The sequence below is a fragment of the Rhizobium sp. CF142 genome (assembly GCF_000281145.1).
Lineage (GTDB): Bacteria > Pseudomonadota > Alphaproteobacteria > Rhizobiales > Rhizobiaceae > Rhizobium.
Window position 1 is genome coordinate 1 of the sequence record NZ_AJWE01000099.1, and the last position, 25,248, is coordinate 25,248.

The following is a 25,248-nucleotide window of genomic DNA, read 5'->3' on the forward strand; positions in this document are numbered from 1 at the left end:
CGCCCCGCCGCTCGGCGGCTTCATCGTCACCTATCTCGACTGGCGCTGGATCTTCTACATCAACGTGCCGATCGGCATCATCGGTATGATCTTCGTTTCGATCTATATCGACGAGGTAAAGGGCAAGGCCGCCGGCCCCTTCGATACGCTCGGCTTCATCCTCTCTGGTATCTCGCTCGGCTCGATGCTTTTCGGCTTCGAATTGTCGAGCCATGAAGGGCAGGGCTCATTCGCGATCTTCCTGATTGCCATCGGCCTGCTGTTCGGCATTGCTTATCTCCGCCATGCCCGTAAGCATCCGGCCCCGATCATGGATTTCTCGCTGATGAAGGTGCCGAGCTTCGGCACCTCGGTCATCGCCGGCTCGCTGACGCGCATCACGCAGGGCGCGCAGCCCTTCCTGCTGCCGCTGCTCTTCCAGATCGGCTTCGGCCTTTCGGCCGCTGCCGCTGGCCAGATCGTCATTTCCACGGCACTCGGCGCCCTGTTCATGAAGCCTCTGGCAAAGGCCTTCTTCCGGCGCGTCGGTTTCCGCAAAAGCCTGATCATCAACGGCGTGCTCGGCACCATTGGCTACGGTCTCTGCGCCGCCTTCCGGCCGGATTGGCCGATGCCGCTGATCTTCATCGCGCTGGTGCTCAGCGCCTTCTTCATGTCGTTCCAGTTCACGGCCTATAACACCATTGCCTATGACAATATCGGCCCGGAACGGATGAGCTCGGCAACGAGCTTCTACACCACCTTCCAGCAGCTGATGCTCTCGCTCGGCATTTGCATCGGTGCACTGGCGCTGCACGCCTCCATGGCCTTCAACGGTGTCGAAACGCCCGAGCTTGGCGATTTCTCCACCGCCTTCATCGTGGTTGCGATCATTTCGATCAGCGCCACCATCTGGAACCTGCGCTTCTCACCGACCGCAGGCGAAGAGATCAGCGGCTATAAGGCCAAGCAGGTGAAAGGCGCCGCAGCCGGAAGCTGAGGCGCCTTCCTCTTCGTTAGAGGCCGACAGGCTCCCGCAATCGCCGGCGCCGCAATGGACGCCCCTTGCGTTGGTCCGCCTGAAGCCCGTAGGCCATGCGGCCGTCGAGGTCCTCGAAAGCTGCAAGATCCATATCCTGCAATGCCACCTCCACAGCCGCCTCCGGTTCGGCTTGCGTCTGCCGCCCTGCGATCGCAAGCCACAGATCACGCCAGCTGCGCTGGCGCGTCATTGCCCCCACCATCGTCACAATCATGCCCTCCTGCTCGCCCCGTCACGCCGCCTGCGGCAGGCAGGCCTCGCAGATCGCCGCAACATGGCGGTGGTCGGTGCCGCAGCAGCCGCCGAGCACCCGCACCTGCGGCATGCGGCGAAGGAGTTCGCGGTAGCGTCGGCCGAGATCGGCAGGATCGCCCGCATCCAGCACCTCGCTGTTATCGAGTTGCTCATGGCTCATGGTCGAGGCATTGGCGCGGATGCCGGAAATGCGCTTCACCCAGGCGCTGCCGTGATCGAGCGCCCCTTCGAAATGCGTCGGGTGGGCGCAGTTGATCATGTAATAGGCCGGCGATCCGCCGGTCGCCGCGTCCGTTGTCTCGATCGCGTCCTGAAGGCTGCGGCCGGTCACCAGCCGACCATCCGTCTCCAGCGTGAAGGAGATGGCACAGGGCATGCCAAGCGTGCTGGCTGCCCGCGCAATGCCGATCGCCTCGTCGATATTGGTCAGCGTGAAAGCGGCGACCATATCGGCCTCGGTGCCTGCGAAGGTCTCGATCTGGAAGGCGTGGTAGTCCTCCGCCTCGTCGGCGCTCATCACGCCCGCCTTGTAGCCGTCGCCGCGCGGGCCAATAGCGCCGCTGATGACGATCGGCTGCTCCGGCCGCTCATAGGCGCGGCGTAAGCCCACGAGAAGCTCGACGGCTTGCTCGTTTGCCGCTTGTAGCGCCTCGGTCGTATAGTTGAGCTTCTGGCCCCAGTCGGGATTGGCACGCCATGTGGCGGTGTCGAGCACGAAGCCCGTTCCGTGCCGCCGGGCGATGTCCAGATAGCGGCGATAGTAATTCTTCGTGCGCTCCCGCCCGTCCTCGGAAGCAAGCAATACGAAGGAGGCGAAATGCGGAAGATCGATGCCGTCGTGGAAGATCATCGTGGTTTCCATGCCGCCATCGCTAATGAAGGTGCCGCCCTTTAGCTGCGGCAGCCCATGCCTGTACTTTGCCATTGTGAAACCTCTCCTGTCGCGGCGCCTGTAATGGCTGCCGTCGATGGTGATGTTCTGACGCTTAATCTGATGCCAAACTAGGCGACTTGCGGTATACTATTGCGGGTTTCGAATTTTGCGGATTGAAATCAATCCCTTGCATGGGCCGATGCTGCCGGGGGCGGAAGCAGGCCCGATCCTGTTGCACTGAAAACTGTACCGTGGGTACAGGAGGGGCATATGCGAAAGGGCGAGGAAACGCGGAATCGCATCCTTGATGTGGCGGAAGCAGCGGTCTTGCAGAAGGGTTTCGGCGGTACTTCCATTGAGGAACTGATCGCTGAAACAGGCATTACCAAGAGCGGCTTCTTTTACCACTTCAAAGACAAGAACGAGCTCGCGAAAGCGCTGCTCAACCGCTACATCGAGAACGACGAACGCATCTATGACGAGATCTTCAGCCGCGCGCGCGATCTGATGGATGATCCGCTGCAATCCTTTCTGCTCGGCTTGAAGCTGCTCTCCGAACTGGTGGCCGACCTGCCGAACGGCCATCCGGGCTGTCTCGTGGCGACTGTCTGCTACTACGAGCGGCTCTTCGACCGCGAGATCCAGGAGACCAACCGCAATGCCGTCCTCGCTTGGCGCCGCCGCTTCGGCCGCATGTTCCGCGAGATCATGGAAGTCTATTCGCCACGCGAGCCTGTGGATGTCGACCAGCTCGCCGATATGGTTTCTTCGGTGCTGGAAGGCGGTATCGTTCTCTCAAAGACGCTCAAGGAACCGAATACGCTCGCCGAACAGGTGCTGATGCTGCGCACCTTCGTGAGGATGCTCTTCCTGCCGGCCATCGAGTCTCCGCTCGTTGCCGTCAGGCAGGACCACATCTATGGCCCGGTGAGAAGTGGCGGACAGCTTTAGGCCCAGCTTTATTCAGGTTTGCCGTCTTCCAGCTCGGCCGCCAAGTCGGCGAGCTTGCGCACAGTGTTGAGATTGCGGGAGGTACCCGCCTTCAGCGCCGGCAGCTTCAGCTTCGACCGGCCAGAGCCGATGGGATAGTGCACATAAATCTCGCGCCCGGCGAGCTTTGCTTCCTCGCCATCGGGCGCCACCATCTTTTCCAGGGCATCTTTGGGTGCCGCTTCCGGCAGGAAATAGACCAGCAGAAAATTGGGCTTGGCCTCGGGGAAGGGCGCGTCGGCGATGATGCCATCGATCTCCCCACGGCTGCGCACCATCACGCCGGGCCGCTTGCCAAATTTCTTGCCCAGCGCGTCGTCGAGCTTCTCCTCGACTACCTTTTCGGCTCCATCAGAGCGGAACAGGACGTTGCCGCTCTGGATGTAGGTCTTCACGTCGGTAAAGCCGAGCCCCTCGCATATCGCTTTCAACTCGGCCATGGGCAGGGAGCTCGTGCCGCCGACATTCACGGCGCGGAGCAGCGCGACATAGACGGCCATTTCTCCCTCCCTTGACGGTGTGGCGTGCGCAAGGCACGCCACATTCAGCTTCTACATCTTGCCTGCCACCTTGACGGCAAACGCATATTCGAACGCGATTTCCTCAAGCCGTTGGAAGCGGCCGGATGCGCCGCCGTGGCCAGCATCCATGTTGGTCTTCAGCAGGATGGGCGCATTGCCTGTCGTCCTGTCGCGCAGCTTTGCGACCCACTTCGCCGGCTCCCAATAGGTGACGCGCGGGTCGGTCAGGCCACCGAGCGCCAGGATCGGCGGGTAGGGCTTGGCGCCGACATTGTCATAGGGCGAATAGGCGGCGATCTGTTCGTATTCTTCGCGGCTCTCGATCGGGTTGCCCCATTCCGGCCATTCCGGCGGGGTGAGCGGCAGTGTGTCATCGAGCATGGTGTTCAAGACGTCGACGAAGGGAACGGCGGCGATGAGACCGGCGAATTTCTCCGGCGCCATGTTGGCGACCGCGCCCATCAGCATGCCGCCGGCCGATCCGCCCTCGGCGATAATGTTCGCGTAAGACGTGAACTTCTCCTGATTCAGATAGTCAGCGGCAGCGATGAAGTCCTTGAAGGTGTTCGTCTTCTTGTCCATCTTGCCGTCTTCATACCAGGCAAAGCCCTTGTCCTTGCCGCCGCGGATATGGGCGATGGCATAGACGAAGCCGCGATCGGCAAGCGACAGGCAGTTGGTATTGAAGCCGGCCGGAATGGTGATGCCGTAAGCGCCATAGCCATAAAGCAGGCAGGGCGCGGAACCGTCGAGCGGCGTGTCCTTGCGATAGAGCAGGGTGACCGGCACCGTCTCGCCATCCCATGCGGGCGCGAAGACGCGGCGGGTGACATAGTCGTCGGGATTATGGCCAGACGGGACTTCCTGCGTCTTCAAGAGCGTGCGCTCGCGGGTAACCATGTTGTAGTCGTAAAGCTGCGAGGGCGTCGTCATCGACGAATAGGAGAAGCGGATGACGTCGGTATCGTATTCGGCCGCACCCGATAGCCCAAGCGAATAGGCTTCCTCGTCGAAGGAGATTGCATGTTCCTCGCCGGTGCGGCGGTCGCGGATCATGATCTGCGGCAGGCCGTCCTTGCGCTCCAGCCAGAGCAGGTGGCGAGCATAGGCCATATGGCTGATGATGAGCGTGCCCGGCTTGTGCGGCACCACCTCGCGCCAGTTCTCCTTGCCCGGCTTTTCAACCGGCGTTTCCATGATCTTGAAATCCTTGGCGCCGCCGTCATTGGTCAGGATGTAGAAGACGTCGCCGCCTTCCGTCAGCGAATATTCGATGCCTTCCTCGCGCACGGCCACCAGCTTCGGTTCGGCCATCAGATCCTTGGTCGACAGCAGCCGGTATTCGCTCGTCTCGTGGTCGTGGATATCGATGTAGATGAAGTCGTCGAGCAGCGAACCGCCGACGCCCATGAAGAAGCCTGCATCCTCTTCCTCGTAGACCAGACGGTCCTCGCTCTGCGGCGTGCCGAGAATATGGTGGAAAACTTTCGAAGGGCGATGGTTCTCGTCGAGAGCCGAATAGAAGAAGCTCTTGCCGTCCGGCGCCCAGACCCCGCCGCCGCCGGTATTCTCGATCACGTCGGACAGGTCTTCACCGGTCGCCAGATCACGAACCCTCAGCGTGAAGAATTCCGAGCCCTTGTCGTCATAGCCCCAGATGCCGCGGCTGTGGTCCGTGCAATGGTCGAGGCCGGCGAGGCGGAAATAGGCCTTGCCCGCCGCTTCCTTGTCGCCGTCGAGAAGGATGATGCGGATCGTCTCGTCCTTCACGTTGCCATCGCGCGGAATGCGGAAATAGCGCGGCTGCTCGCCGCCGGTGACAAAAGAGGTGCCATAGGCATGGGCCCCATCCTTCATCGGTACTGAGCTATCGTCTTCCTTGATGCGGCCGCGCATCTCGGCAAACAGCGTCTTCTGCAGCGGCTTGGTGTCTTCCATGGCCGCGTTCATGTAGCCGTTTTCGGCTTCCAGATGGGCGCGGATATCGGGGTCGAGGATGGAGGGATCCTTGAACATGGCCTGCCAGTTGTCGGCCCGCAGCCAGGCATAGTCGTCGGTCCGCGTGATGCCGTGGCGCGTGTCGGAGGCGGGTCTTTTTTCAGCGGCGGGCGGGACAGGCAGGTTCTTGAAAGCGGTCAAGGAAAGCTCCGTAAGGGCGGTGTCGGTGGGGCAAGAGATAGAGGTGCTGCAGGTCAGGATCAAGCATCAGCCGGTGAACCTTATTGAGACAAGATGACCGGCGCGCCGCCTTGATGTCACCACATTATTTAAGAATGTCCGCTGCATTGCGCGAAAATTACACCCGCGTCAGGTCCCGGCAAACGGTCGGCGGCAGTATGACGAGTACATGACAGTAAAGGTTTCCCCGTAATGCCGAAACGTCTGGTCCTGTTTATGTCGCTTGCGGGCCTTGCCGCCTCGTCCGCCCTTGCGGTCGATCCCGCCATCAAGAAGCAGCTCGAAAAGCTCGATCCGGCCACCCGCCTCGAGCAGAGCTGCGATACCGAAGCCATGAGCCGCATCAACAGTGACGGCACGGGCTTCCGGCCGGACAAGGTCATCGCCTACACCTTCAAGGACCCGATCCCGAGCGATGACCGGCTCGAAGCTCCCGGCGCCGTCTTCCGCAGCAAGGGCGACTGGTATCACCTTTCCTATACCTGCATCACCGGCCCGCAGCACATCAATGTGCGCGACCTGAAGTACAAGATCGGTGACAAGGTACCGAAGGATAATTGGACCAAATATTATCTTTACGATTGAGCCCTTGGCCTCTTCTTGGCTCTTCCGCATTCCCGTGACAGGCACAGGAATGCGGGCAGATTGAGACATGACCCATCCTCGCCGGGCGGCATCAGGCCACATAGCCGCTTCATTTCTTTGTTTTATACTGGCTGAAACATCAACTGAATCTGATTCTTCATGAAACGCTTTCTTCTTGGTTCTGCGCTGCTGTTCGCTGCCGCCTCATCGGCTTTTGCCGCCGAAGCGCTTCCCGCCGCCGTACCCGGCCATCCGCCAGTGGCAGTAGGTCCCAAGCTGGTAGAGCCGCACCTGCACATCGCTCGTTCCAACATATCGGGCCACGCGCGCATTGCGCTCACCTTCGATGCCTGCATGGGCGAGGCCGATGAGCGCATTCTCTCGACGCTGGTCAACGAGCGCATCCCGGCGACGATCTTCGTCACCGCCCGCTGGCTGAAGCGCAATCCGAAGGCGGTTGCCGTCTTCCTGCAGAACCCCGATCTCTTCGAACTGGAAAATCACGGCGAGAAGCATATCCCGGCAATCGACAAGCCGGTGCTGGTCTATGGTATCGCATCTGCCGGCTCGCCCGATGCCGTCAGGCAGGAAGTGGAAGGCGGCGCTGCCGCTATGGTCGCGTCGGGCATTCCGGCGCCCCGCTGGTTCCGTGGCTCGACCGCCAAGTATGATCTCTCGGCCATCGGCCAGATCCGCGCCATGGGTTACCGCATCGCCGGTTATTCCGTGAATGGCGACGGCGGTTCCCTGCTCGGTGCCACGGTAACCGAAAAGCGCATTTCCTCGGCGAAGGACGGCGATGTCGTGATCTCCCATATCAACCAGCCGACCCATGCGGCCGGCGAAGGTGTCGCCAGGGCGCTCGTTGACCTCAAGGCCAAGGGCACGGAATTCGTCCGCCTGCAGGATGTGGCCGATACCGGCGACGACAAGACGACGGAGTAGGGACGAAGCTTATTTCAGCTCGTCTTCCGTCCGCATCGAATCCATAGAGGGTTTCCATCTCGCGAGGCATACCGTCGATCTCCCATCGGTCGCTGGGGGGTCATTTTGGCAATTGCGGTTGGGGTTTTTCTTCGATCAGCAGTTCATCGATGATGGTCATGACGATGAGCGAAAGCGGCAGCGCCAGCATCGCGCCGACCGCCCCCCACATCCATGTCCAGAAGATGATCGCCAGGAAAACGATGAAGGGATTGATCTCCAGCCGTCGGCCCATGACTGCGGGGAAGATCAGGTTCTCCATGACAAGGTGCACAGTGAAGAAAGCCGCGGCGGGGATAAGGCCGATGACGATACCGTCATGAGACATAATGCCGGCCATCGCCACCGCAAAGGTCATCATCGTAATGCCGAGATAGGGAATGAAACTCGAAAGGAAGGCGAAAAAGCCCCAAAGCACAGGCGTCGGGAGCCCGCCGGCGTAGGCGATAACAGTCATGACGACGCCGAGCGCCACATAGATCAGCGAGGCAGTGGCGAAATAGAAACCAAGCGCCTGTTCCACTGCGTTGATGACGCGGATGGCCGCTAGCCTTTGAGCGCGCTCGCGGAAGGTCATGATGATCGATTTGCGCAGGCTCACGCGGCTCGCCAGAAAGAGCAGCAGCGCCGCAAAGAAGATCAGCCCCTGCACCAGCGCCGGCGTCAGGTTGGTCGTCACCACATGCAGCACGTTGCCGGTGTTGGCGAGCAGCGAATCGATGGACATCGGGCCGCTCTGAAAGGTTGCGGGCGTGATGTGCAGCCATTCGATCCGCTCCAGATAGGGCATGATACGCTGGGTGCTGCGGTCGATGAAGCCGGGCGCTTCGCTGGCAAGCATCGATAGGGGGCCGGCAAGCGAATTGGCCAGCAGGATGATGACAAGCGCAACAGCGAAGGAGAGGATTGCCGCATTGGCAAGCCGCGGCACGCCGAGCTTTGAAAGCTTCTCCGCCGCCATGCCGAGGATCATGCCGACGACCACGGCAAGGGTGATCGGGATCAGGATCAGCGACATCATATAGACCGCGGCAAGCCCAAGGATGCCGAAGATGCCGATGATGGCCCAGGCCATGCTGACATCGAGCCCGTCCTTCTCGACGCGCCGCACCGGTGCCGGCGGAAGCTCCTCAGTAGCTTCCTGAAGCGTTCGTGCCCATGCGCTGGTATGGCGTTCGCCGAGGCCGATCTTGTTTGCCTGTTTCCGGATGCCGTTGGCGATGCCCATGTGCGATGTGTCCCCGAAGCCCCATTGCTCCGCCAATCAACGCGCAGGCTTGCTACAGGTTCCCCCCTGGTATCGATGCGTCTAGGCAGCCCGCCGCCGCCCGATGAAATCCACGAAGGCGCGCAGCGGCGGCGGCATCTGGCGCCGGCTCGGATAATAGAGGTGGAAACCGGGGAAGGGCGGTGTCCAGTCATCCAGCACGCTCACCAGCCGGCCGGCGGTGATATGTTCGGCCACGTGATAGTCGAAGAGATAACCGATGCCGACGCCATCGAGCACGGCCCGCAGCATCAGGTCGTTGTCTGTGGTGCTGAGTGGCCCCGAGACGGCCACTTCGAGCTTCTCGTCGCCGCGCTCGAATTCCCAATGATAGAGGCTGCCATCCGTCGGCCAGCGGGAGACGACGCAAGAGTGGTCGCGCAGGTCGCGCGGCGTGTCCGGCATGCCGTGGCGCGCGATGTAGTCGGGCGAGGCGACCACGACGAGCCGCATCTCGCCGCCGAGTTTTACGCTCACCATGTCTTTTTCCACCATCTCGCCCAGCCGGATGCCGGCATCGAAACGATCGGCGACGATATCGGAGAGTTTGTCATCCACGATAATGTCCATGACGATATCCGGAAAGGCAGCATGGAAGGGCGCAATCAGCGGCGCCAGCCCGTGCCCGATCGCAACCCGCGGCGCGTTGATGCGCAACAGGCCGGCCGGCGTATCGCGCAGCGCCGAAACATCTGCCACCGCCTGGTCGAGATCGGCAAGCGCCGGCAGCAGCCTTGAAAGCAGCCGTTGGCCCGCCTCGCTCGGTGCCACGCTGCGCGTCGTGCGGTTCAGCAGCCGGATGCCCATCCGTTCCTCGAGCGTGCGGATCGTCTGGCTGAGTGCGGAGGCCGATATGCCGAGCCGGGCGGCCGCACGGGCAAAGTTGCCGTGCTCGGCAACTGCAGCAAAAGCCCTGAGTTCGGCATAGTCGCTGCCGCGCATTGTATCCTCTTTTCTAAAGAACTTATGCCGATAATGTAGCATTGTTGTCAGTATCGGCAAGGCGCATCTTCTGTCTGCAACACAGGAGATTATCCATGACGGATACATTGTCCCTTGACCGCTACCGTCTCCTCGGCCGTTCCGGCCTGCGCGTTTCGCCGTTGTCGCTCGGCGCCATGACCTTCGGAACAGACTGGGGCTGGGGCGCGGATGAGCAGGAGTCTCGCCGCATGTTCGATGCCTATGTCGATCGCGGTGGCAATTTCATCGATACCGCCAATCAATATACGGGCGGCACTTCGGAAAAACTCATCGGCCGCTTTGCCGAAGGCCACCGCGACGAACTGGTGATTGCCACCAAATACACGATCACCTCGCGCCCCAGGGATCCGAACTCCGGCGGCAATCACCGCCGCAGCATGGTCCGCTCCGTGGAAGACAGCCTGAAGCGGATGAACACCGATTACATCGATCTCTTCTACCTGCACGCCTGGGACTTCACGACCTCGGTCGAGGAAGTCATGCGCGGGCTGGACGATCTCGTCCGTGCCGGCAAGATCGTCTATGCCGGCATTTCCGATACGCCGGCCTGGCAGGTCGCGCGCATGCAGACGCTGGCTGACCTTCGTGGTTGGGCGCCGCTAGTGGCGCTGCAGATCGAATACAGCCTGATCGAACGCACGGTGGAGCGCGAACTGATCCCGATGGCCGCTGCACTCGGCCTCGGCGTCATTCCCTGGTCGCCGCTCGGCATGGGTGTCCTCACCGGCAAATATAGTCGTGCCGACCTCGAGATCGGCGATGGCACCGCAAGTGCCGTCGGCACCCGCAAGAATGTCGCTGCCGGCAACGGTTCGCTGACCGAGCGCAGCCTCGGCATCGCCGAAGTCGTAAAGGAAATCGCTGCCGAGATCGGCAAGACGCCTGCGCAGGTGGCGATCGCCTGGACACTCACCAATCCGGCCGTGACTTCGCCGATCATGGGCGTAAAGACGATGACCCAGCTCGAGGACAATCTCGGTGCGCTCGATGTCGTGCTGTCGGATGAACATCGCACCCGCCTCGCCGAGGCAAGCGCCATCGTTCTCGGCTTCCCGCATGATTTCCTCGCCAAACCACTGACGCGCAGCGTCATGTTCGGCGAGGTGACCATTGAGCCCCGTCATTGAAGTCTGAGGTATGCAAATGAGCAAATGGCGCCGGAAACGGCGCCATTTGTCGTCTGGATATTTTGCTTCGAAAGCGCAGCCCCTGCGCGTTCCAATCGCCGTTCGTGCCGCTGCGAAGTCACCGCCCAAGCGCGATCGAGAGCGGGACGGCAATGTAGCCTGACGGCGGTGCCGTCTCCCCTCCGGCCGGTGCGAGTACCGGCGGCGGCAAATTTTCATCTATTTTCGCCGGGCCGATCCGGTTCCAGTCGTAGAGGAAGATCTCCTCGTAGAATTTGGCGATTTCGGCATCATAGAAGATCAGGCTCGCATCCCGGTTGAAGCCGGTGCCGGCTGTGGTCCAGTTGTGGCTGCCCATCAGCACGGCTTCGCTGTCGATGATGATTCCCTTGGTATGGCAGTTCTTCTGCTTGCGGATCTTATTGGTATCGAAGCCGTAATCCTTGGCGTTGCTGATGACGTCGCGATCCTCGGAGCCGAAGCTGCGGAAGATGATGCGCACGTCGAGCCCGCCCTTCTGCTTTTCGAGCAGCGCATCCAGCAGCCGGCGATAATTGTCGCCCACCGTTCTGGTGTTGAAGCTCTGGTTCTGGAAGTAGATCCGGCTCTTGGCCGATTGAATGAACGGCAGCACCAGGTCGATATAGTTGTCGGGTGTCAGGATCGGCTGCACGTCGATTGTGCGCTCACCGGTCAGCGGCTGGAAATAGCGCGGCTTTTGAGGCGCTTCGAGCGTGTCCATGGCGACGTTGGCGGGCAGGAAGACCAGTTGTTCCGACACGATGCCGGCCTCCGTTACGGTCTTGGCCTCTTCGAGATCGCGCAGGATATGATCCTCGTAGAGTTTGCTGAGCTCAGGGTTTTCAAGGATGGCATGCCATTCGCGATTGTAGAGCCGGAGCGCCGATGGAGCGTCATCCTTGTTTGTCAAAGGCGCCACATTGGGCTGGTTGGAGCTCTGCCAGTTGCCGCTCGAAAGCCACATGGCATTGTGGTCGCGCACGGCGACCTTGATATGGTAGGCGGAATCGAAGATGCCGTTCGCCCCGACGCTCGCGGGCGCGAAATCGAACTTGTTACCCTTTGCATCGCGGATCTGCGCGACCGCTTCGGCATCCGTCAGATCGCCGTCATGCACCTTGCCGCCCATCTGCAGCACCATGGAGATGGTTTCGGCCTGTCCCTTGACCGCATCCAGCACGCCGTTGGCGACATTCGTCGCTCCGAAATCGTACATGGCAACGACCAGCGACTTCCTGGTCTTCGACAGGAATGGGCCAAGCTGCGGCCAGCTCGCATCGGGTCCGGTATGGATGACGAATTTGCCATTGACCGGACGCCGGGTCAGCGGCAGATCGGGGCGCGGCTTGTAGTTCGTATGCCAGCTCGCCGTCGCGGCCTCGTCCATATCGATGCCGAAGAGATCCTCCGCCGAGGCGACGGTGACGTCGGTGCGAACGCCATCGATATAGTCCGGCAGCTTCGTGCGGCCGCGCGATTCCAGGGCGCCCAACTCGAGCTTGCGATTGACAGCGATCACGACGGCGCGCTGATCGGTGATCTCGCCATTCTCGAAGCGATAGCCTGGCTTGATGGCGACGACGTCGTCGCGGTTGGCAAACTGGGATCTCGCGCTGCGGACCGCTGCAAATACCTGCTCCTTGGTCGGCATTGCGATCGGCGAGGGGGACGGCGGATTGGGACCGGGACCGGTCGCGCTCACCACGATGGACGGCCCCGAAGGCGCGTTCGCCGGTCCGCCTGCGAGCGAGGCTTGCAATGCTGCAGTGTCCAGTTCGACGGTAATCTTCAGCGGTACCGTGAATGTCACCTTGCCGCCGCCGCCGCTGGTGCCGCTTCCGCTTTCCTCGTTATTGCTCACAATGACCTCCCCATTCAATGGCTGTAGCAGTCCTCGGGCGCGCTGCAGGCAACGCCGCAGAACGGCCGCCGGCACCGCGTCATTCTCGATGAATTCGGTTCCGCTGTAGTGAAGCCCCATCACCCTGCCAGTGCCGATGTCGAGCAACGGAGAGCCGGAATTGCCGCCGAGGGTAGAGCAGGAATGGGTGACACGGTTCTCGTCGGCGGCCAGCAGGTTGCCAACTGCAAGCCGCTTCTTGGTGAAGACGCCGCCAAAAATCTTTTCGGCAAGTCTCTGATCGGAGAAGCGGGAATCGCTGGCGGGATAGCCGATTGCAGCAACCGGCAGGTTGCGCACCGGCACCTCGGAGGCAAGGTCGAGCTTCAGACGGCCGACCGGCGAGGATTTCTGTTCCAGCTTCAGGAAGGCAACATCGGGTCCGTTTTCAGGCGCTACCCAGACGACACGTTCGATCTTCACCTCGTCGCTGGTGGCGTTACCGAATTCCTCCAGGAAGTCGATATTGACGCCGATCTCGCGGCGCGCGTCAAAGCCGATCTTGAACTTGAAGCCGGTGCCGCTTGCTTCCGCAAAAAGGTTGGCCACATGGCGGTTGGTGATGACAAGGCCGTCATCGATCACCCATGCCGTTCCGGCATAGTCGCGGTCGGCATTGGTGACGTCGACGCGGCCGATCGAAACCATCGCCCGGTCCACGTTCGCAGCGTTGTCCGTCAGGATGCGGCGCCAGGCCTTCGCTTCCTCGCGGGCGCTGTCGATGTCGATGGCATTGTTCCTGACAAGGAAAACCGGTGTACCCACGGCAAAGACGATCGTCTCCAAGTCGCCGACCGGAGGCGGGCCGATATCGATCCCTTCTTCGACTGGCTGATCTCGGTTCATCAATGCGCGCACGCCGCCGTAACGGACGTTCATGGCGCGGCCGGCTTCATCGAGCCAGCCAGGCTTTTGCGCGCTGCTCATCAGCGCGTTGATATCTGCTCGAACATCGGGCGAGCTAGCGGCTGCAACCTGCTCCGCCACTTGCCGGACGCGCTGGGAGTCCTCCACTGTCATTCTGCCTCCTCCGTCCGATGGCGGACATTTCGTCGGTGTACGATGGGGATTGGCTGCGAAATCTATTGAGGGTTGTAAACTGGGAAGATACGTCCAGTTTATTACAGCCGCATGATGGCGTCGAGCCCAGCGCTTGCGCGACCGTTCGGTCGTCTCGAAAGCAAATATCGAGAAATATGCCGCGGCTGTTTTGGGAGTTCCCTGAAAACAGAAAGGACCGTTTCGGTGAAATACCAAAACGGTCCTTTCCGAGTGCCGTAAAGATATTCCTTTAGGCTGAAAGCGTAAGCCCGATGCCCCACGGATCTCTAAGGAAGACGCCGCCGTCGCGCTTCTCGCTCTTGATCTCCAGTTCGTCGAGCTTGGCAACGGCCTTGTCGAGCGTTTCCTTGTCGTTGAAGCGGATCTTGTAGTCGGAAAGGCCGGTCATGTGGTCGGCGCGCGTGCCGGCGCCGCGGCTGTTCCAGATATTGGCTGCGAGATGGTGGTGGTAGCCGCCGCTCGCAAAGAAGCTCGCGCTCGGATAACGTGCCATTATCTTCAGACCAAGCACGTCGCGATAGAAGGCATCTGCCTGCGGAATGTCGCCGACCTGCAGATGGATGTGACCGATCGCGGTGCCGTCAGCCATGCCGGTCCAGGTGTCCTCTGGTGCGCTGTTGTAGAGCGCCTGCAGGTCGAGCCGCAGCGTCGCCATTTCCACCATGCCGTCCGCATGGAACTTCCAGCTCTCGTGCGGCCGGTCGGCATAGATCTCGATGCCGTTGCCTTCCGGATCGGAAAGGTAGATCGCCTCGCTGACCACATGGTCGGACGCGCCTTCGAGGACGACATTGTTGTGCGCAGCATGGCGCAGCCAGCGGGCAAGTTCGATGCGGTTTGGCATCAGGAAAGCGGTGTGAAAGAGGCCGGCGGCATTGCGGGGGGCCTCGCGCGCATTGCTATCCGTCGTCAGCGTCAGCAGCGGCAGGCCGGCAACGCCGAGAACTTCGCCGCTTGCGGTCTTTTCGAGCACCGAAAGGCCAAGCATCTTCTGATAGAAACCGGAGACCGCGGACAGGTCTTTCACGACCAGATGCGACTGGTCGATATAGGCAGGGCGCGTCAGCGCATAGGATGTTTCTGATGACGTCATGGAATGATCTCCTGCCCAGGAATTGGCCATGGAATTGAAAGGCGTACCGGCGGTGGCGGCAAATGTGCCGCCCGTAGCGAGCGCGAGGAATTTTCGCCGGTCCATTCGCCTGTAAGCTCCCCTCGGCTGCTGTACTTGATCCCTATATGGCGCATTCTCATTGTTCACAGAAGGCTCGTTTTTGACGATGAAGCGTTCTGCAAATGTTGACGATGGCTCGCGCCCACTTGATATCAGTCAATGCGCTTTATCTATCCAGGGAGGAGGTTGACGACGAAGAGCAACACCTCAAGGAGGATCGCATGTACAAGAAGATCATCGTTCCAGTTGAAATCGGCGGCATCGAAAAAGGCGAGAAGATTTTCCGCAAGGCGGCAAAGCTGCTCGACAATGGCGGTGAGATCATCCTCCTCAATGTCGTCGAGGATATTCCGACCTATGTCGCCATCGAATTGCCGGGAAATGTCGTCGAGGATGCGATGAAGGAAGGCCGCGACCGGCTGAATGAACTCGTCGCCAAGACCGGCATTCCGGCCACTGTCGAAGTCCGCAACGGCCCGCCCGCCAACGGCATTCTTGCCGCGGCGGAAAGCCATGGTGCCGATCTCGTCATGATTGCCTCCCACATTCCCGATATCTACAATTATTTCATCGGTGCCACCGCCGACCGCGTGGTGCGCCACGCCAAGTGCTCGGTGCTGGTGGATCGGTAGGACGTGAAGCTATGGATATGAAACTTCAGGAAAAGATCCTGCGCGACCGCTGGCACGAACTGACGGCGCGCCTCCGCAAGATCGACACGGACCTCGGCCGCACCAAGGCGACCGATGACGACGACCGCGCCATCGAAAACGAGAATGACGAAGTGCTGGAAGGTCTCGGCCAGGCAGGCGAGGATGAGTTGCGGGCCATCGACGCCGCCCTCGAACGCATCGCCAAGGGGACCTATGGCACCTGCGCCCGCTGTGGTGCCAGGATATCGGAAGCTCGCCTCGCGGTGCTGCCCCAGACGCCGCTCTGCGAGGATTGCGCGGCAGGCAAGTAAGCGTGTCATCAAAAACGAGCATGGCTCGTCACAAAGATTTAACCTGACGCCACCGGGCGTCCGGTTGCGCCTTGGCCAATTCAATGCGACGATCCCTTCTGCTGAGTAGGGGTGCGCGCATGGGCGAAATCAACGGCATTCGCTGGGCCTACGACAGATATGAACTGATCGCGGACGGCATCGTCCATGGCGTCGGACTGTTCTTTGCCCTGATCGGCGTGACTGTGCTGATCTTCTACGCCACCCTCTGGAGCCCCGCCGGCGCGCTGGTTGCCGCCTGGGTTTACGGTGTCGGGCTGGTGCTGACCCTCGGCATTTCCTTTTCCTATAATATCTGGCCGGTATCGCGCACCAAATGGTATCTGCGCCGGCTTGATCATTCGGCGATCTTCATCCTGATCGCCGCCACCTATACACCCTTTCTGGAGCGCGGCGCCGACGATCCGCTGCTGTCTGGCATGCTGATCGTCATCTGGCTGATTGCCGCCTTCGGCATCTTCGTCAAATGTGTCTTTCCGGGCAAATATGACCGGCTGGCGATCCTGCTTTATCTCGCCATGGGCTGGAGCGGCGTCTTGGTGGCCGAGCCCGTCGCCTCGCGCATTCCCTATGCTTCCATGCTGCTGATCATCATCGGCGGTATCATCTATTCGCTGGGCGTCATCTTCCATGTCTGGGAGAGGCTGCGCTTCCAGAATGCCATCTGGCACGGCTTCGTGGTGGCCGCCGCCGCAGTACATTATTCGGCTGTGCTGACCTGCTTCAGTCTCTCGGTACCCGCCTTCTGATATCTGGCGTTTACATCGGCCCGCGCCCGGCGTATGCCCCGGCAGAAGACCATTCCGAACCGGGCCTGCCAAATGACCGATATCGTTCTCATCCGGGACGCCGCCGAAGCTGACCTTCCTGCTATCAGAGATATCTACAATCACGCCGTCGAGCACACCACGGCAATCTGGAACGAAACGCTCGTCGATCTCGACAACCGGCTGGAATGGTTCAAGGCGCGCAAGGGCAGGGGCTTTCCGATCATCGTCGCCGAAATGAACGGCAAGGTTGCCGGTTACGCCTCTTATGGCGATTGGCGCGCTTTCGATGGCTACCGCCACACGGTCGAACATTCCGTCTATGTCGACAAGGATTGCCGCGGTGCCGGCATCGGCGAAAAGCTGATGCGCGCATTGATCGAGCGTGCGAGCGCCGGCAATATCCACGTCATGATCGCCGGCATTGAGGCCGAAAATACCGCCTCCATCAAATTGCACGCGAAACTTGGCTTCCGCATCGCCGGCACATTTTCCGAGGTTGGCATCAAATTCGGCCGCTGGCTGGATCTCACCTGCATGGAATTGCGCGTACCGAAAGCCTGACAGGGCCATCTCCAGATTGATTGCCGGCGAGGACTAACCATATTTTTATCGTAGTCTGCGCCTTGTAGAAATCTCTGGTGGTGCGACTCGCGGAGGAGAGGTTGATGTTTGGACGCTCGGTGCTCGGTCTTTCGGCTTTTCTGGCCATGGCAGCCTATTCTCTGCCGGCGATGGCGGCCAGCTGCGGCAGCACGGCTTCGCCGGAGCTCGACTGGCAGGAGTGCAACAAGAAGAACCTGATGCTCCAGGGCAGCGACCTCCAGGGCGCCAATCTGGCCGGCACGGATTTCTCGCTGACCGATCTCGGCGGCGCCAACCTCAAATCCGCCAATGCGGAAAAGGCGACCCTCGTGCGCGCCTCGCTTGAAGGCGCTACCGTGCAAGGCGCGAATTTCGGCAAGATCGAGGCCTATCGTTCCACCTTTGCAGGCGTTATCGCCGATGGTGCAAGCTTTGCCGGTGCGGAGCTGCAGCGGGCCGATTTCACCGGGGCGCAACTGACGAAGGCCAATTTCGAGAAGGCCGAGCTTGGTCGGGCCAATTTCGACAAGGCTGTGCTGACAGGCGTCAGCTTCGCACTCGCCAATCTCTCCCGTGCCGATCTGACGGGCGCAAGTTTTGAAGGTCCGATCAGTTTCGACCGAGCCTTCATGTTTCTGACCCGCATCGAGGGGCTGGATCTCTCCGCCGCCACTGGCCTGCAGCAGGCGCAGATCGACCTTGCCTGCGGCGATTCCTCGACGAAGCTGCCTTCGGGGCTTTCCATCCCGTCAAACTGGCCCTGCCCGCAGGAGCAGGACTAAGCAAGTCCGGCAAAAGTGCGTAGCGGTTTTGCGTTCGGAATTGCGTGGAAACAGGGCCTTTTGGTTCACGCGAGGCGACCAACCGGAATGATCTCGCGCGACTGCGCATTGAAGGGATTGCCTTCCCAGTCGCCGTACCATGCATCGACGGTGAGCCCGGCGTCGCCGATCATTCTCGCAAGCTTGTCGCGCGGCGTGTAGAGGATTTGCGAGCGCCCGGCGAAGCGCTCGCCGGTCGAGAGCACCCGATAGCCGTTCTCATAGGAAAGAATGCCGGTCGTCTCATCGTAATGCGACTCGTCCGAGGCCTCGATCACACCGAGCTCCGCATGTTCGAGCTGGCGCACGCGGCCATGGCGTACATCCCTCTCGCCGTGGAAACCGGGATTGCGCGTATCGAACACGAACCGGCCGGCAGGGCTGAGATGTGCGGCAATCGTCGCAAGGGCGGAGCGCTGGTCCTCTTCCGTCAGGAAGACCTGGAACGCATGGCCCGTCAGCACGATGAGATCGTATTTCTTCCCGAGGCGAACGGTGCGGGCGTCACCCTCGACCCATTCCACCTTGTCGCCGCCAGGACGCGTCCTGCCGATATCGAGCATCGCGGCAGCAGGATCGACGCCGGTGACGTTGCGCGTTGCGGCGAGCGCTGCCGTCAGTTCGCCCGTCCCGCAGCCGAGGTCGAGCGCGGAATTGGCGCCTTCCGCCAGCTTCACGCAGAAGTCGAAATCCGGTCCCCAGCGATTGGCCGCGTCATAGAATTGTGCAAGCGAAGGGTCGCTGTAGAGGGGGTCGTCGGAAATCGTGCTCATGCGCCTGAATTCTTCTCGCTGATGTAGAGATAGCGTTCCACTGTCTCCCCGGCCGCGTTCTGCTTGCTGAAGACCTCCCGTCGCTGATGCACCCGCCCGGCGACCTTCTGCGAGGGAAGATTTTCCAGGCTGACGATACTGACGAGGCGCGACAGTCCCATGACCGAGAAGGCATGATCGCGGCAGGCAGCCGCGGCCTCGGTGGCGTAGCCCTTGCCCCAGTAATCCGGCCAGAGATGGTAGCCAAGCTCCGGCTCCATTCCGCGTGATGTGTCCTGCAGCGTGATCCCGCAGTCGCCGAGCAGATCGCCGCTGTCGCGATCGATCATCGCCCAGAGGCCGAAACCATTTTTCTCGTAGCTTCCGAAGGCGAGCCTGTCGAAGAAATCGCGCGTTGCTGCGGCATCCTTCACGGAAGGGTAATACCGCATGCACAGCGGATCCGCGAAGATGCGTTCGAGCGTCGGCAAGTCCGCGACGGTGATTTCCCGCAACACCAGCCGGTCGCTGCGCAGGATTTCCCGGATGATGGACATTGTTTCATCCCTCTGTCATGGAGCGCGCCTAAGTCGCGCCAACCTCTTCCTGCCGATTTATATAAGAGTTCCCGCCATGGCATCTGCAAAGATACGCGTCATCATTATCGGCGCCGGCATTGTCGGCGCTTCACTCGCCTTCCATTTCGCCCGGCGCGGAGCCGTCGTCCATCTGGTGGAGGAGAATGTGCAGGCCGGCAGCGGCGTGACGGCACGTGCCTTCGGCTGGGTGAATATCATCAACATCGCGCCGGGAGCAGTCAACTACCGCCTGGTGCAGGAAGCGCTCGCCGACTATGCCCGCCTGCAGGCCGATCTGCCGGATGCCTTCGTCGCCGCGCGTCCCGGCTCTCTGTTCTGGCTCAAAGGTACTGCCGAGACCGAGGCCTTTGCGACAGCCCATCACGCTGCAGGCACGGACGTCGAACTGGTCGATGCCGCGGCGATTGCTGCATGGGAGCCCAATCTGCGTCAGCCTCCCGCCTGCGCGATCTTCTCGCCCGGCGATCTCGCGCTCGACCCTGCAAGGCTGTCACGCGACATGATCGATGCCGCCGGCGTAACCGCCACTTTTGGCCGGAAGGTCGAAGGTCTCATCCGTTCGGGCGACCGGGTAAGTGGCGTGCGTCTTGCCGATGGCACGATCGAGGCCGATCTCGTGATCCTCGCAGGCGGAACAGCGGTCGACCGCCTGACGGAAAGCCTGGGCTTCCGAACCGGCGTCGAAGCGTCGCCCTCGATCATCCTGCGTTATGCCTGTGCGGAGCCAGTCGTGAGCCGCATCCTTCGTGGCCCCGGCCTGGAAATCCGCCAGTCGGCGGACAACATGCTGCATGTCGCCAAGGGTTATATCGACGATCGCAAGGAAAACGCGCCGGAAAGGGTCGGCCAGCGGATCTTGAAGGTCATGCATGAGCGCCTGCGCCTGCCCGAAGGCGTGTCACTGGTCGAGGCTGCTGCCGGTTACCGGCCCTTCTTCTCCGATGGAATGCCGCGGCTCGGTTTCCTGCCCGGCATCGAGGGCGCCTATGTCGCCGTCGGCCATCCCGGCGTCATTCTCGCGCCGCTGCTCGGGCGGCTTGCCGCCGAACATGTACTGGAAGATCGGCGCTCGCCGCTCATCCCATCCGCCGGGCTGATATGAAAAGCGGACCTGGTGGGGTCCGCTTTTCTTTTATTGACAAGCCTTTACTTGCCGGGCTCGAAAACCATTGCATGCCCGTTGATGCAGTAGCGCAGGCCGGTCGGCGGCGGCCCGTCAGGGAAGACGTGGCCGAGATGGGCCTCGCAGGTGCCGCAGCGGATTTCCGTGCGCACCATGCCATAGGTGGTGTCGCGATGTTCGGTCACGGACTCAGCAGAGGCCGGCTCGAAATAGCTCGGCCAGCCGCATCCTGCATCGAACTTTGTGTCGGAGCGGAAGAGCGGCGCATTGCAACTGACGCAGCGGTAGAGTCCGGTCTCGAAGGAATCCCAATAGGGACCGGTAAAGGCACGTTCGGTGCCGTGCTGGCGCGTGATGCGGTACTGCTCGGGGGTCAGCAGTTCCTTCCATTCGGCATCGGTTTTGTGAACTTTTGGTGTAGTGGTCGTTTCGGCCATGGAGTGCTCCTTTCGCCGATGGGGGCAATCTCATTTCGTGCGCAAATGTGGTGCGTTGAGCACGATTGATCAAGTCTGGGATCAGGCCTCACGATCAAACCTGCCGCGTCAAGGCCCCAATTGCCATCTACCCAATTCGGGGGAAGACGGCGAATCACCCGTGCTTTATCTTTAGTGTGCCATTAAGCTTAACGCTGCGTGTTTCGGGGACAAACGGTGTTTCATACTCTGATGATTGTTCTGTACGGCGCAGTCGCCGCAATCGCCTTGGGCGTGACCCTGCTGGAAGGCTGGGTCAATCACGACCGCTGGACAGTGCATCGCATTGCCGGGCTGATCGCCTGCATTCTCTGGCCTTTGCCGCTTGCTTTCTTCGTCCTGCACGGCTCCTTTTCCCGTCTCGCCGCGCGCCTTTCCTGAACGTCAAGCCTGTGAAAGCCGCTGCCTGCATCCATTGCGGGTTGCCGAAATTGCTTGAGGCTATCAGCCGATTCGCCTAAGCCTTGGAAAAGGCTGCTTGCCGGCTTCCATCCGTACCCACGGGGAGGGGACATGGCCGATGTCACGGCTCTGACATTTCTGGCCCTGTGTCTGCCGTTGATCGGCGCTCTTGCGGCTCCCTTCATCATTCGTGCCTTCGGCGCAGGCGGCGCCTGGCTGCTCGCCGTCGCCCCTTTGCTCGCCTTCCTGCATTTCCTGCGTCTCGCGCCGCAGATCGCTCACGGCGAAATCATAACCGGCGGTTATGACTGGGTGCCGGGACTGGGTCTGCGCTTTTCCTGGTTCCTTGACGGGTTGTCGCTCGCCTTCGCCCTGCTCATTACCGGCATCGGCACGCTCATCGTGCTCTATGCCGGCGGATATCTGAAGGGTCATCCGGATCAGGGCCGGTTCTTCTCCTTCATCTTCCTCTTCATGGGCGCGATGCTCGGCGTCGTGGTGTCGGACAGCTTCCTGATGTTCTTCGTCTTCTGGGAGCTTACCTCGATCACCTCCTTCCTGCTGATCGGCTTCGATCATGAGCGAGAGGCGGCACGACGCGCCGCTTTGCAGGCACTTGTCGTCACCGGCGGGGGAGGGCTGCTGCTGCTCGCCGGCTTGCTTGTTCTCTGGGGACTGACAGGCGTTGCGCAGCTGTCCGAACTGCTGCAGTTCGGCGATGTCATCAGGGGTAGCCCGCTCTATTTCGCCACCCTGCTGCTGGTGCTCGGCGGTGCCTTCACCAAATCGGCACAGTTTCCATTTCACTTCTGGCTGCCGAATGCCATGGAAGCGCCCACACCCGTTTCTGCCTACCTGCATTCCGCAACAATGGTGAAGGCCGGCGTCTATCTGCTGATGCGGCTGAACCCGGTCATGGGCGCGACATCAGCATGGGAAGTCCTGCTGCCCGTCTTCGGCAGCCTGACGCTCGTTACCGGTTCGGTGCTCGCGATCCGCCAGACGGATCTGAAGCTAAAGCTCGCCTATACGACCGTCTCTTCGCTTGGCCTGCTGGTGCTGTTGACCGGCTTCGGTTCGCACTCGGCCATCGAAGCGGCGGTGCTCTATCTGGTGGCACATTCGCTCTTCAAGGGCGCGCTCTTCATGATCGCCGGCATCATCGACCACGAAACCGGCACGCGGAACATTACCCGTCTGCGGGGCCTGCGAAAGGCCATGCCGCTGACCTTTACGATCGCCATGGCGGCTGCCCTTTCTATGGCCGGCCTGCCGCCCTTCTTCGGCTTCCTTGCGAAGGAGGAGATCTATACGGCGCTGGCCGCAGCCGATCCCTATTCCATCCTTGTCACGGCCGTCGCCGTTTTCGGCAATGCCCTGATGTTTGCGATCGCCTTTGCCGTGGCTCTGCGGCCTTTCCTCGGACGGCCGGTCGAGACGCCGAAGCACCCGCATGAAGCACCGGTCCTGCTCTGGCTCGGTCCTGCCGTTCTTGCCCTGGCAGGGCTGCTTGCCGCAATCTTTTCCGGCCTCACCCATGGCGCAATCTCCTCGCCCATGGCATCAGCCGTTGCCGGCGCTCCCAAGGCAGTTTCCATTTCTCTCGCCCCGCATATCGGCGTGCCGCTTGCCTTGTCGGCGCTGACGATACTGGTCGGCGTCGCTGTCTACTGGCAGCTCGACCGCGCCCGGACTGTTGTCGCGTACCTGCTGCACTCCGTTCGTGGCCCGGATCGTGGTTTCGATTATGTCATCTCCGGGCTTGTCCGTTTCGCGCACCATGTTATCGGCGTCGTCCAGCCAAGGCGGCTGGATATCTATGTCGCCTGCACCTTCCTCTGCGTTGCCGCGACCCTGCTCGTGCCGCTCATCATCCATGGCGAACTGCCGCTGGCCTTTGCCTGGCCCGCAGATCTGCGCCTGCGTGAAGCGGGCATCATGCTCATCGCCATGCTCGGCCTTGTCGCCGTGCTGATCGCCCGCGACCGGCTGACGGCGATCGTCTCCCTCGGCATTCAGGGTTTTGCCGTGGCGCTGATCTTCCTGCTCTTCGGCGCCCCGGATCTCGCTTTCACCCAATTCATGGTCGAAACGCTCGCGGTCGTCATCCTCGCCCTCGTCATGACTCGTCTGCGCCTCTCGCCGACCGATCCGCGCCACGGCGCCCGCCGCCTCTTCGATATCGCGCTTTCACTCGCCTGCGGCCTCGGCTTCGCGCTGCTTTTGATGCGTGCCACGGAAGCACCGTTCAACACGGCGCTCAGCGATTTCTTCAATGCCCATTCGAAGCTGATCGCTCACGGCGCCAATGTCGTGAACGTCATCATCGTCGATTTCCGCGGCACGGACACGCTTGGTGAAATCGCCGTCGTGGCGGTGACGGGCCTCGCCATCCTCGCGCTTATCCGCATCCGCGGCAATACGGAGCGCCGGCTTGCGACGAACGATCCGGATGCGGAGGAGGCATGAGGACAGTAGCTTATGTACTGCGGTTCCGCCCCCTCATCCGCCTGCCGGCACCTGTGCCGGGGTCGAGCCACGGGTCTCGACCCGTCCTTCGGACCCCCGCAGGGGAGAAGGGGAGTTGCCGCACCGTCACCGCATTCTCAAGGGCATCGTGCGGCACATCCCCTCTACCCACCGGGGAGAGGGTTAGGGTGAGGGGGCCACAGGCACCGCTGTTCTCATTTGTTGACTTGATGAGGGAGAATAGGTTTCGGCAGGCCAGATCGACCGGCATCCGCCTTCCCGTGTCTGCATGCCCGACAACGCAGAGAAGCGGAGGCGCCGCATGAACACCGTCATCTTCCGCACGATCGCTCCCTTTATTACTGCGCTGATGCTGCTCTTTTCCGTCTTCATCCTGCTGCGCGGCCACAATGAGCCGGGTGGCGGCTTCATCGGCGGGCTGATCGCGGCTTCGGCTCTGGCGATCTACGGCATTGCCTTCGGCGTTGAGGCAGTACGCCGGGCGATCCGCTTCCACCCGCTGGCGATTGCCGGCTTTGGTCTGCTGCTCTCCTGCCTCGCCGGCCTGATCTCTATCCTCTTTGCCGTGCCCTTCATGACCGGCCTCTGGGTCTATCCCGTCGTGGCAGGCGTGGAGGTGCCGCTCTCCAGCGTCATGCTCTTCGATCTCGGCGTCTATTTCGTGGTGCTCGGCGCCGTCGCCTCGATTGCGCTGGCGCTGGAAGAAAGGGAGCTGGACTGATGGAAGCGCTCTTTGCCATCCTCGTCGGGCTGTTCTTTTCGGCCGCCATCTATCTGATCCTGTCGCGCTTCTCGATCCGCATCATGCTCGGCATCGCCATTCTCGGTAACGCCGTGAACCTGCTGATCTTCACCGCAGGACGGCTGACCCGCGTCGTGCCGCCGATCATACCCGCCGGGGCCGACATGCTGCCGTCAGGTGCGGCCAATCCGCTGCCGCAGGCGCTGATCCTGACGGCCATAGTCATCTCATTTTCCTTCCTCGCTTTCCTGCTGGTGCTGACCTATCGCGCCTATCAGGAGCTCGGCACCGACGATACGACCTGCATGCACGATGCCGAGCCCGACGACCGGCCGCTGCCGCCTGTGGGGTATTGAGAATGGTTGTGCGGATGCTCACCCCCCTCTGCCCTGCCGGGCATCTCCCCCACAAGGGGGGAGATTGGCTGGGTGCACCGGTTTCCCCAAACAATAGGCGTTGCAAACTGCGGGACGTCAGCGATATGCGAAGGGCTCGCCGCTTGCCGATCTCCCCCCTTGTGGGGGAGATGCCCGGCAGGGCAGAGG

Annotated in this window: 26 protein-coding genes; 15 read left to right on the forward strand and 11 right to left on the reverse strand. The window is 61.3% G+C overall.

What is annotated here, in order from left to right:
- The coding region (locus PMI11_RS22105) for an MFS transporter (RefSeq protein ID WP_007821464.1) at positions 1 to 979 on the forward strand (979 nt) is incomplete at its 5' end.
- Positions 980 to 995: 16 nt separating this feature from the next.
- On the opposite strand, the gene PMI11_RS22110 is transcribed toward PMI11_RS22105, so the two are convergent.
- Both PMI11_RS22110 and PMI11_RS22115 read right to left on the reverse strand, forming a co-directional pair.
- On the reverse strand, positions 996 to 1,235 hold the full coding sequence (locus tag PMI11_RS22110; protein WP_007821466.1) for a hypothetical protein: 240 nt from the start codon (positions 1,233 to 1,235) through the stop codon (positions 996 to 998).
- A gap of 18 nt (positions 1,236 to 1,253) precedes the next feature.
- The gene (locus tag PMI11_RS22115; RefSeq protein WP_007821468.1) at positions 1,254 to 2,201 is read right to left on the reverse strand and encodes a homocysteine S-methyltransferase family protein; all 948 of its coding nucleotides are present in this window, start codon (positions 2,199 to 2,201) and stop codon (positions 1,254 to 1,256) included.
- A 219-nt stretch (positions 2,202 to 2,420) separates the two neighbouring features.
- Here PMI11_RS22115 and PMI11_RS22120 point away from each other — a divergent pair, with 219 nt between their 5' ends.
- Positions 2,421 to 3,101 (forward strand): TetR/AcrR family transcriptional regulator, encoded by a 681-nt coding sequence (locus PMI11_RS22120; protein WP_007821470.1) that lies wholly within the window; start codon positions 2,421 to 2,423, stop codon positions 3,099 to 3,101.
- A gap of 8 nt (positions 3,102 to 3,109) precedes the next feature.
- Here PMI11_RS22120 and PMI11_RS22125 read toward each other — a convergent pair whose 3' ends face one another.
- Both PMI11_RS22125 and PMI11_RS22130 read right to left on the reverse strand, forming a co-directional pair.
- Positions 3,110 to 3,640: a DUF1697 domain-containing protein gene (locus PMI11_RS22125; RefSeq protein ID WP_007821472.1), complete on the reverse strand. Its 531-nt coding sequence runs from the start codon at positions 3,638 to 3,640 to the stop codon at positions 3,110 to 3,112.
- Between the two features lie 51 nt (positions 3,641 to 3,691).
- Positions 3,692 to 5,800 carry a S9 family peptidase gene (locus PMI11_RS22130; RefSeq protein WP_007821474.1) on the reverse strand — a complete coding sequence of 703 codons (2,109 nt, stop codon included), beginning with the start codon at positions 5,798 to 5,800 and terminating at the stop codon, positions 3,692 to 3,694.
- A gap of 231 nt (positions 5,801 to 6,031) precedes the next feature.
- Between PMI11_RS22130 and PMI11_RS22135 the strand changes: the two genes are divergently transcribed.
- Together PMI11_RS22135 and PMI11_RS22140 are read left to right on the forward strand one after the other, a co-directional pair.
- Positions 6,032 to 6,424, forward strand: a complete 393-nt coding sequence (locus PMI11_RS22135) for a DUF930 domain-containing protein (RefSeq protein WP_007821476.1) — start codon at positions 6,032 to 6,034, stop codon at positions 6,422 to 6,424.
- A 159-nt stretch (positions 6,425 to 6,583) separates the two neighbouring features.
- A complete protein-coding gene (locus PMI11_RS22140) occupies positions 6,584 to 7,369 on the forward strand; it encodes a polysaccharide deacetylase family protein (RefSeq protein ID WP_007821478.1) in 786 nt (261 codons plus the stop codon).
- Between the two features lie 100 nt (positions 7,370 to 7,469).
- Here PMI11_RS22140 and PMI11_RS22145 read toward each other — a convergent pair whose 3' ends face one another.
- On the reverse strand, positions 7,470 to 8,636 hold the full coding sequence (locus PMI11_RS22145; protein ID WP_007821480.1) for an AI-2E family transporter: 1,167 nt from the start codon (positions 8,634 to 8,636) through the stop codon (positions 7,470 to 7,472).
- Positions 8,637 to 8,717: 81 nt separating this feature from the next.
- Positions 8,718 to 9,617 carry a LysR family transcriptional regulator gene (locus tag PMI11_RS22150; RefSeq protein WP_007821483.1) on the reverse strand — a complete coding sequence of 300 codons (900 nt, stop codon included), beginning with the start codon at positions 9,615 to 9,617 and terminating at the stop codon, positions 8,718 to 8,720.
- 95 nt (positions 9,618 to 9,712) lie between these two features.
- Between PMI11_RS22150 and PMI11_RS22155 the strand changes: the two genes are divergently transcribed.
- A complete protein-coding gene (locus PMI11_RS22155; protein WP_007821485.1) occupies positions 9,713 to 10,786 on the forward strand; it encodes an aldo/keto reductase in 1,074 nt (357 codons plus the stop codon).
- A 118-nt stretch (positions 10,787 to 10,904) separates the two neighbouring features.
- Here PMI11_RS22155 and PMI11_RS22160 read toward each other — a convergent pair whose 3' ends face one another.
- Complete coding sequence (locus PMI11_RS22160; RefSeq protein ID WP_007821487.1) at positions 10,905 to 13,727, reverse strand: phospholipase D-like domain-containing protein; 2,823 nt, start codon at positions 13,725 to 13,727, stop codon at positions 10,905 to 10,907.
- A gap of 271 nt (positions 13,728 to 13,998) precedes the next feature.
- Positions 13,999 to 14,967, reverse strand: a complete 969-nt coding sequence (locus PMI11_RS22165; protein ID WP_081493290.1) for a VOC family protein — start codon at positions 14,965 to 14,967, stop codon at positions 13,999 to 14,001.
- A 197-nt stretch (positions 14,968 to 15,164) separates the two neighbouring features.
- On the opposite strand from PMI11_RS22165, the gene PMI11_RS22170 reads away from it, so the two are divergent.
- The 5 genes from PMI11_RS22170 (at position 15,165) to PMI11_RS22190 (ending at position 18,080) form a co-directional block, all read left to right on the forward strand.
- Complete coding sequence (locus tag PMI11_RS22170; protein ID WP_007821491.1) at positions 15,165 to 15,575, forward strand: universal stress protein; 411 nt, start codon at positions 15,165 to 15,167, stop codon at positions 15,573 to 15,575.
- Between the two features lie 11 nt (positions 15,576 to 15,586).
- Positions 15,587 to 15,907 (forward strand): TraR/DksA family transcriptional regulator, encoded by a 321-nt coding sequence (locus tag PMI11_RS22175; protein ID WP_007821495.1) that lies wholly within the window; start codon positions 15,587 to 15,589, stop codon positions 15,905 to 15,907.
- 119 nt (positions 15,908 to 16,026) lie between these two features.
- Positions 16,027 to 16,695, forward strand: coding sequence for a PAQR family membrane homeostasis protein TrhA (locus tag PMI11_RS22180; protein WP_007821497.1), 669 nt, complete (start codon positions 16,027 to 16,029; stop codon positions 16,693 to 16,695).
- Positions 16,696 to 16,698: 3 nt separating this feature from the next.
- Complete coding sequence (locus tag PMI11_RS22185; protein WP_280110105.1) at positions 16,699 to 17,277, forward strand: GNAT family N-acetyltransferase; 579 nt, start codon at positions 16,699 to 16,701, stop codon at positions 17,275 to 17,277.
- 104 nt (positions 17,278 to 17,381) lie between these two features.
- Complete coding sequence (locus PMI11_RS22190; protein ID WP_007821500.1) at positions 17,382 to 18,080, forward strand: pentapeptide repeat-containing protein; 699 nt, start codon at positions 17,382 to 17,384, stop codon at positions 18,078 to 18,080.
- Between the two features lie 65 nt (positions 18,081 to 18,145).
- Here PMI11_RS22190 and PMI11_RS22195 read toward each other — a convergent pair whose 3' ends face one another.
- Positions 18,146 to 18,892: a class I SAM-dependent methyltransferase gene (locus PMI11_RS22195; protein WP_007821502.1), complete on the reverse strand. Its 747-nt coding sequence runs from the start codon at positions 18,890 to 18,892 to the stop codon at positions 18,146 to 18,148.
- Positions 18,889 to 19,428, reverse strand: a complete 540-nt coding sequence (locus tag PMI11_RS22200; protein WP_007821503.1) for a GNAT family N-acetyltransferase — start codon at positions 19,426 to 19,428, stop codon at positions 18,889 to 18,891. The genes PMI11_RS22195 and PMI11_RS22200 overlap by 4 nt, the downstream gene beginning before the upstream one ends.
- 76 nt (positions 19,429 to 19,504) lie before the next feature.
- On the opposite strand from PMI11_RS22200, the gene PMI11_RS22205 reads away from it, so the two are divergent.
- Entirely contained in the window at positions 19,505 to 20,572 is a 1,068-nt protein-coding gene (locus tag PMI11_RS22205; RefSeq protein ID WP_007821505.1) for an NAD(P)/FAD-dependent oxidoreductase, read from the forward strand.
- A 44-nt stretch (positions 20,573 to 20,616) separates the two neighbouring features.
- Here PMI11_RS22205 and msrB read toward each other — a convergent pair whose 3' ends face one another.
- Positions 20,617 to 21,030, reverse strand: a complete 414-nt coding sequence (gene msrB / locus PMI11_RS22210) for a peptide-methionine (R)-S-oxide reductase MsrB (RefSeq protein WP_007821507.1) — start codon at positions 21,028 to 21,030, stop codon at positions 20,617 to 20,619.
- A 216-nt stretch (positions 21,031 to 21,246) separates the two neighbouring features.
- Here msrB and PMI11_RS22215 point away from each other — a divergent pair, with 216 nt between their 5' ends.
- From PMI11_RS22215 to PMI11_RS22230, 4 genes are all read left to right on the forward strand, one after another.
- Positions 21,247 to 21,450: a hypothetical protein gene (locus PMI11_RS22215; RefSeq protein ID WP_007821509.1), complete on the forward strand. Its 204-nt coding sequence runs from the start codon at positions 21,247 to 21,249 to the stop codon at positions 21,448 to 21,450.
- 132 nt (positions 21,451 to 21,582) lie between these two features.
- Entirely contained in the window at positions 21,583 to 23,940 is a 2,358-nt protein-coding gene (locus tag PMI11_RS22220) for a putative monovalent cation/H+ antiporter subunit A (protein ID WP_007821511.1), read from the forward strand.
- A gap of 322 nt (positions 23,941 to 24,262) precedes the next feature.
- Positions 24,263 to 24,682: a Na+/H+ antiporter subunit B gene (locus tag PMI11_RS22225; protein WP_007821512.1), complete on the forward strand. Its 420-nt coding sequence runs from the start codon at positions 24,263 to 24,265 to the stop codon at positions 24,680 to 24,682.
- A complete protein-coding gene (locus PMI11_RS22230) occupies positions 24,682 to 25,059 on the forward strand; it encodes a Na+/H+ antiporter subunit C (protein ID WP_007821513.1) in 378 nt (125 codons plus the stop codon). The genes PMI11_RS22225 and PMI11_RS22230 overlap by 1 nt, the downstream gene beginning before the upstream one ends.
- Positions 25,060 to 25,248: the final 189 nt, after the last annotated feature.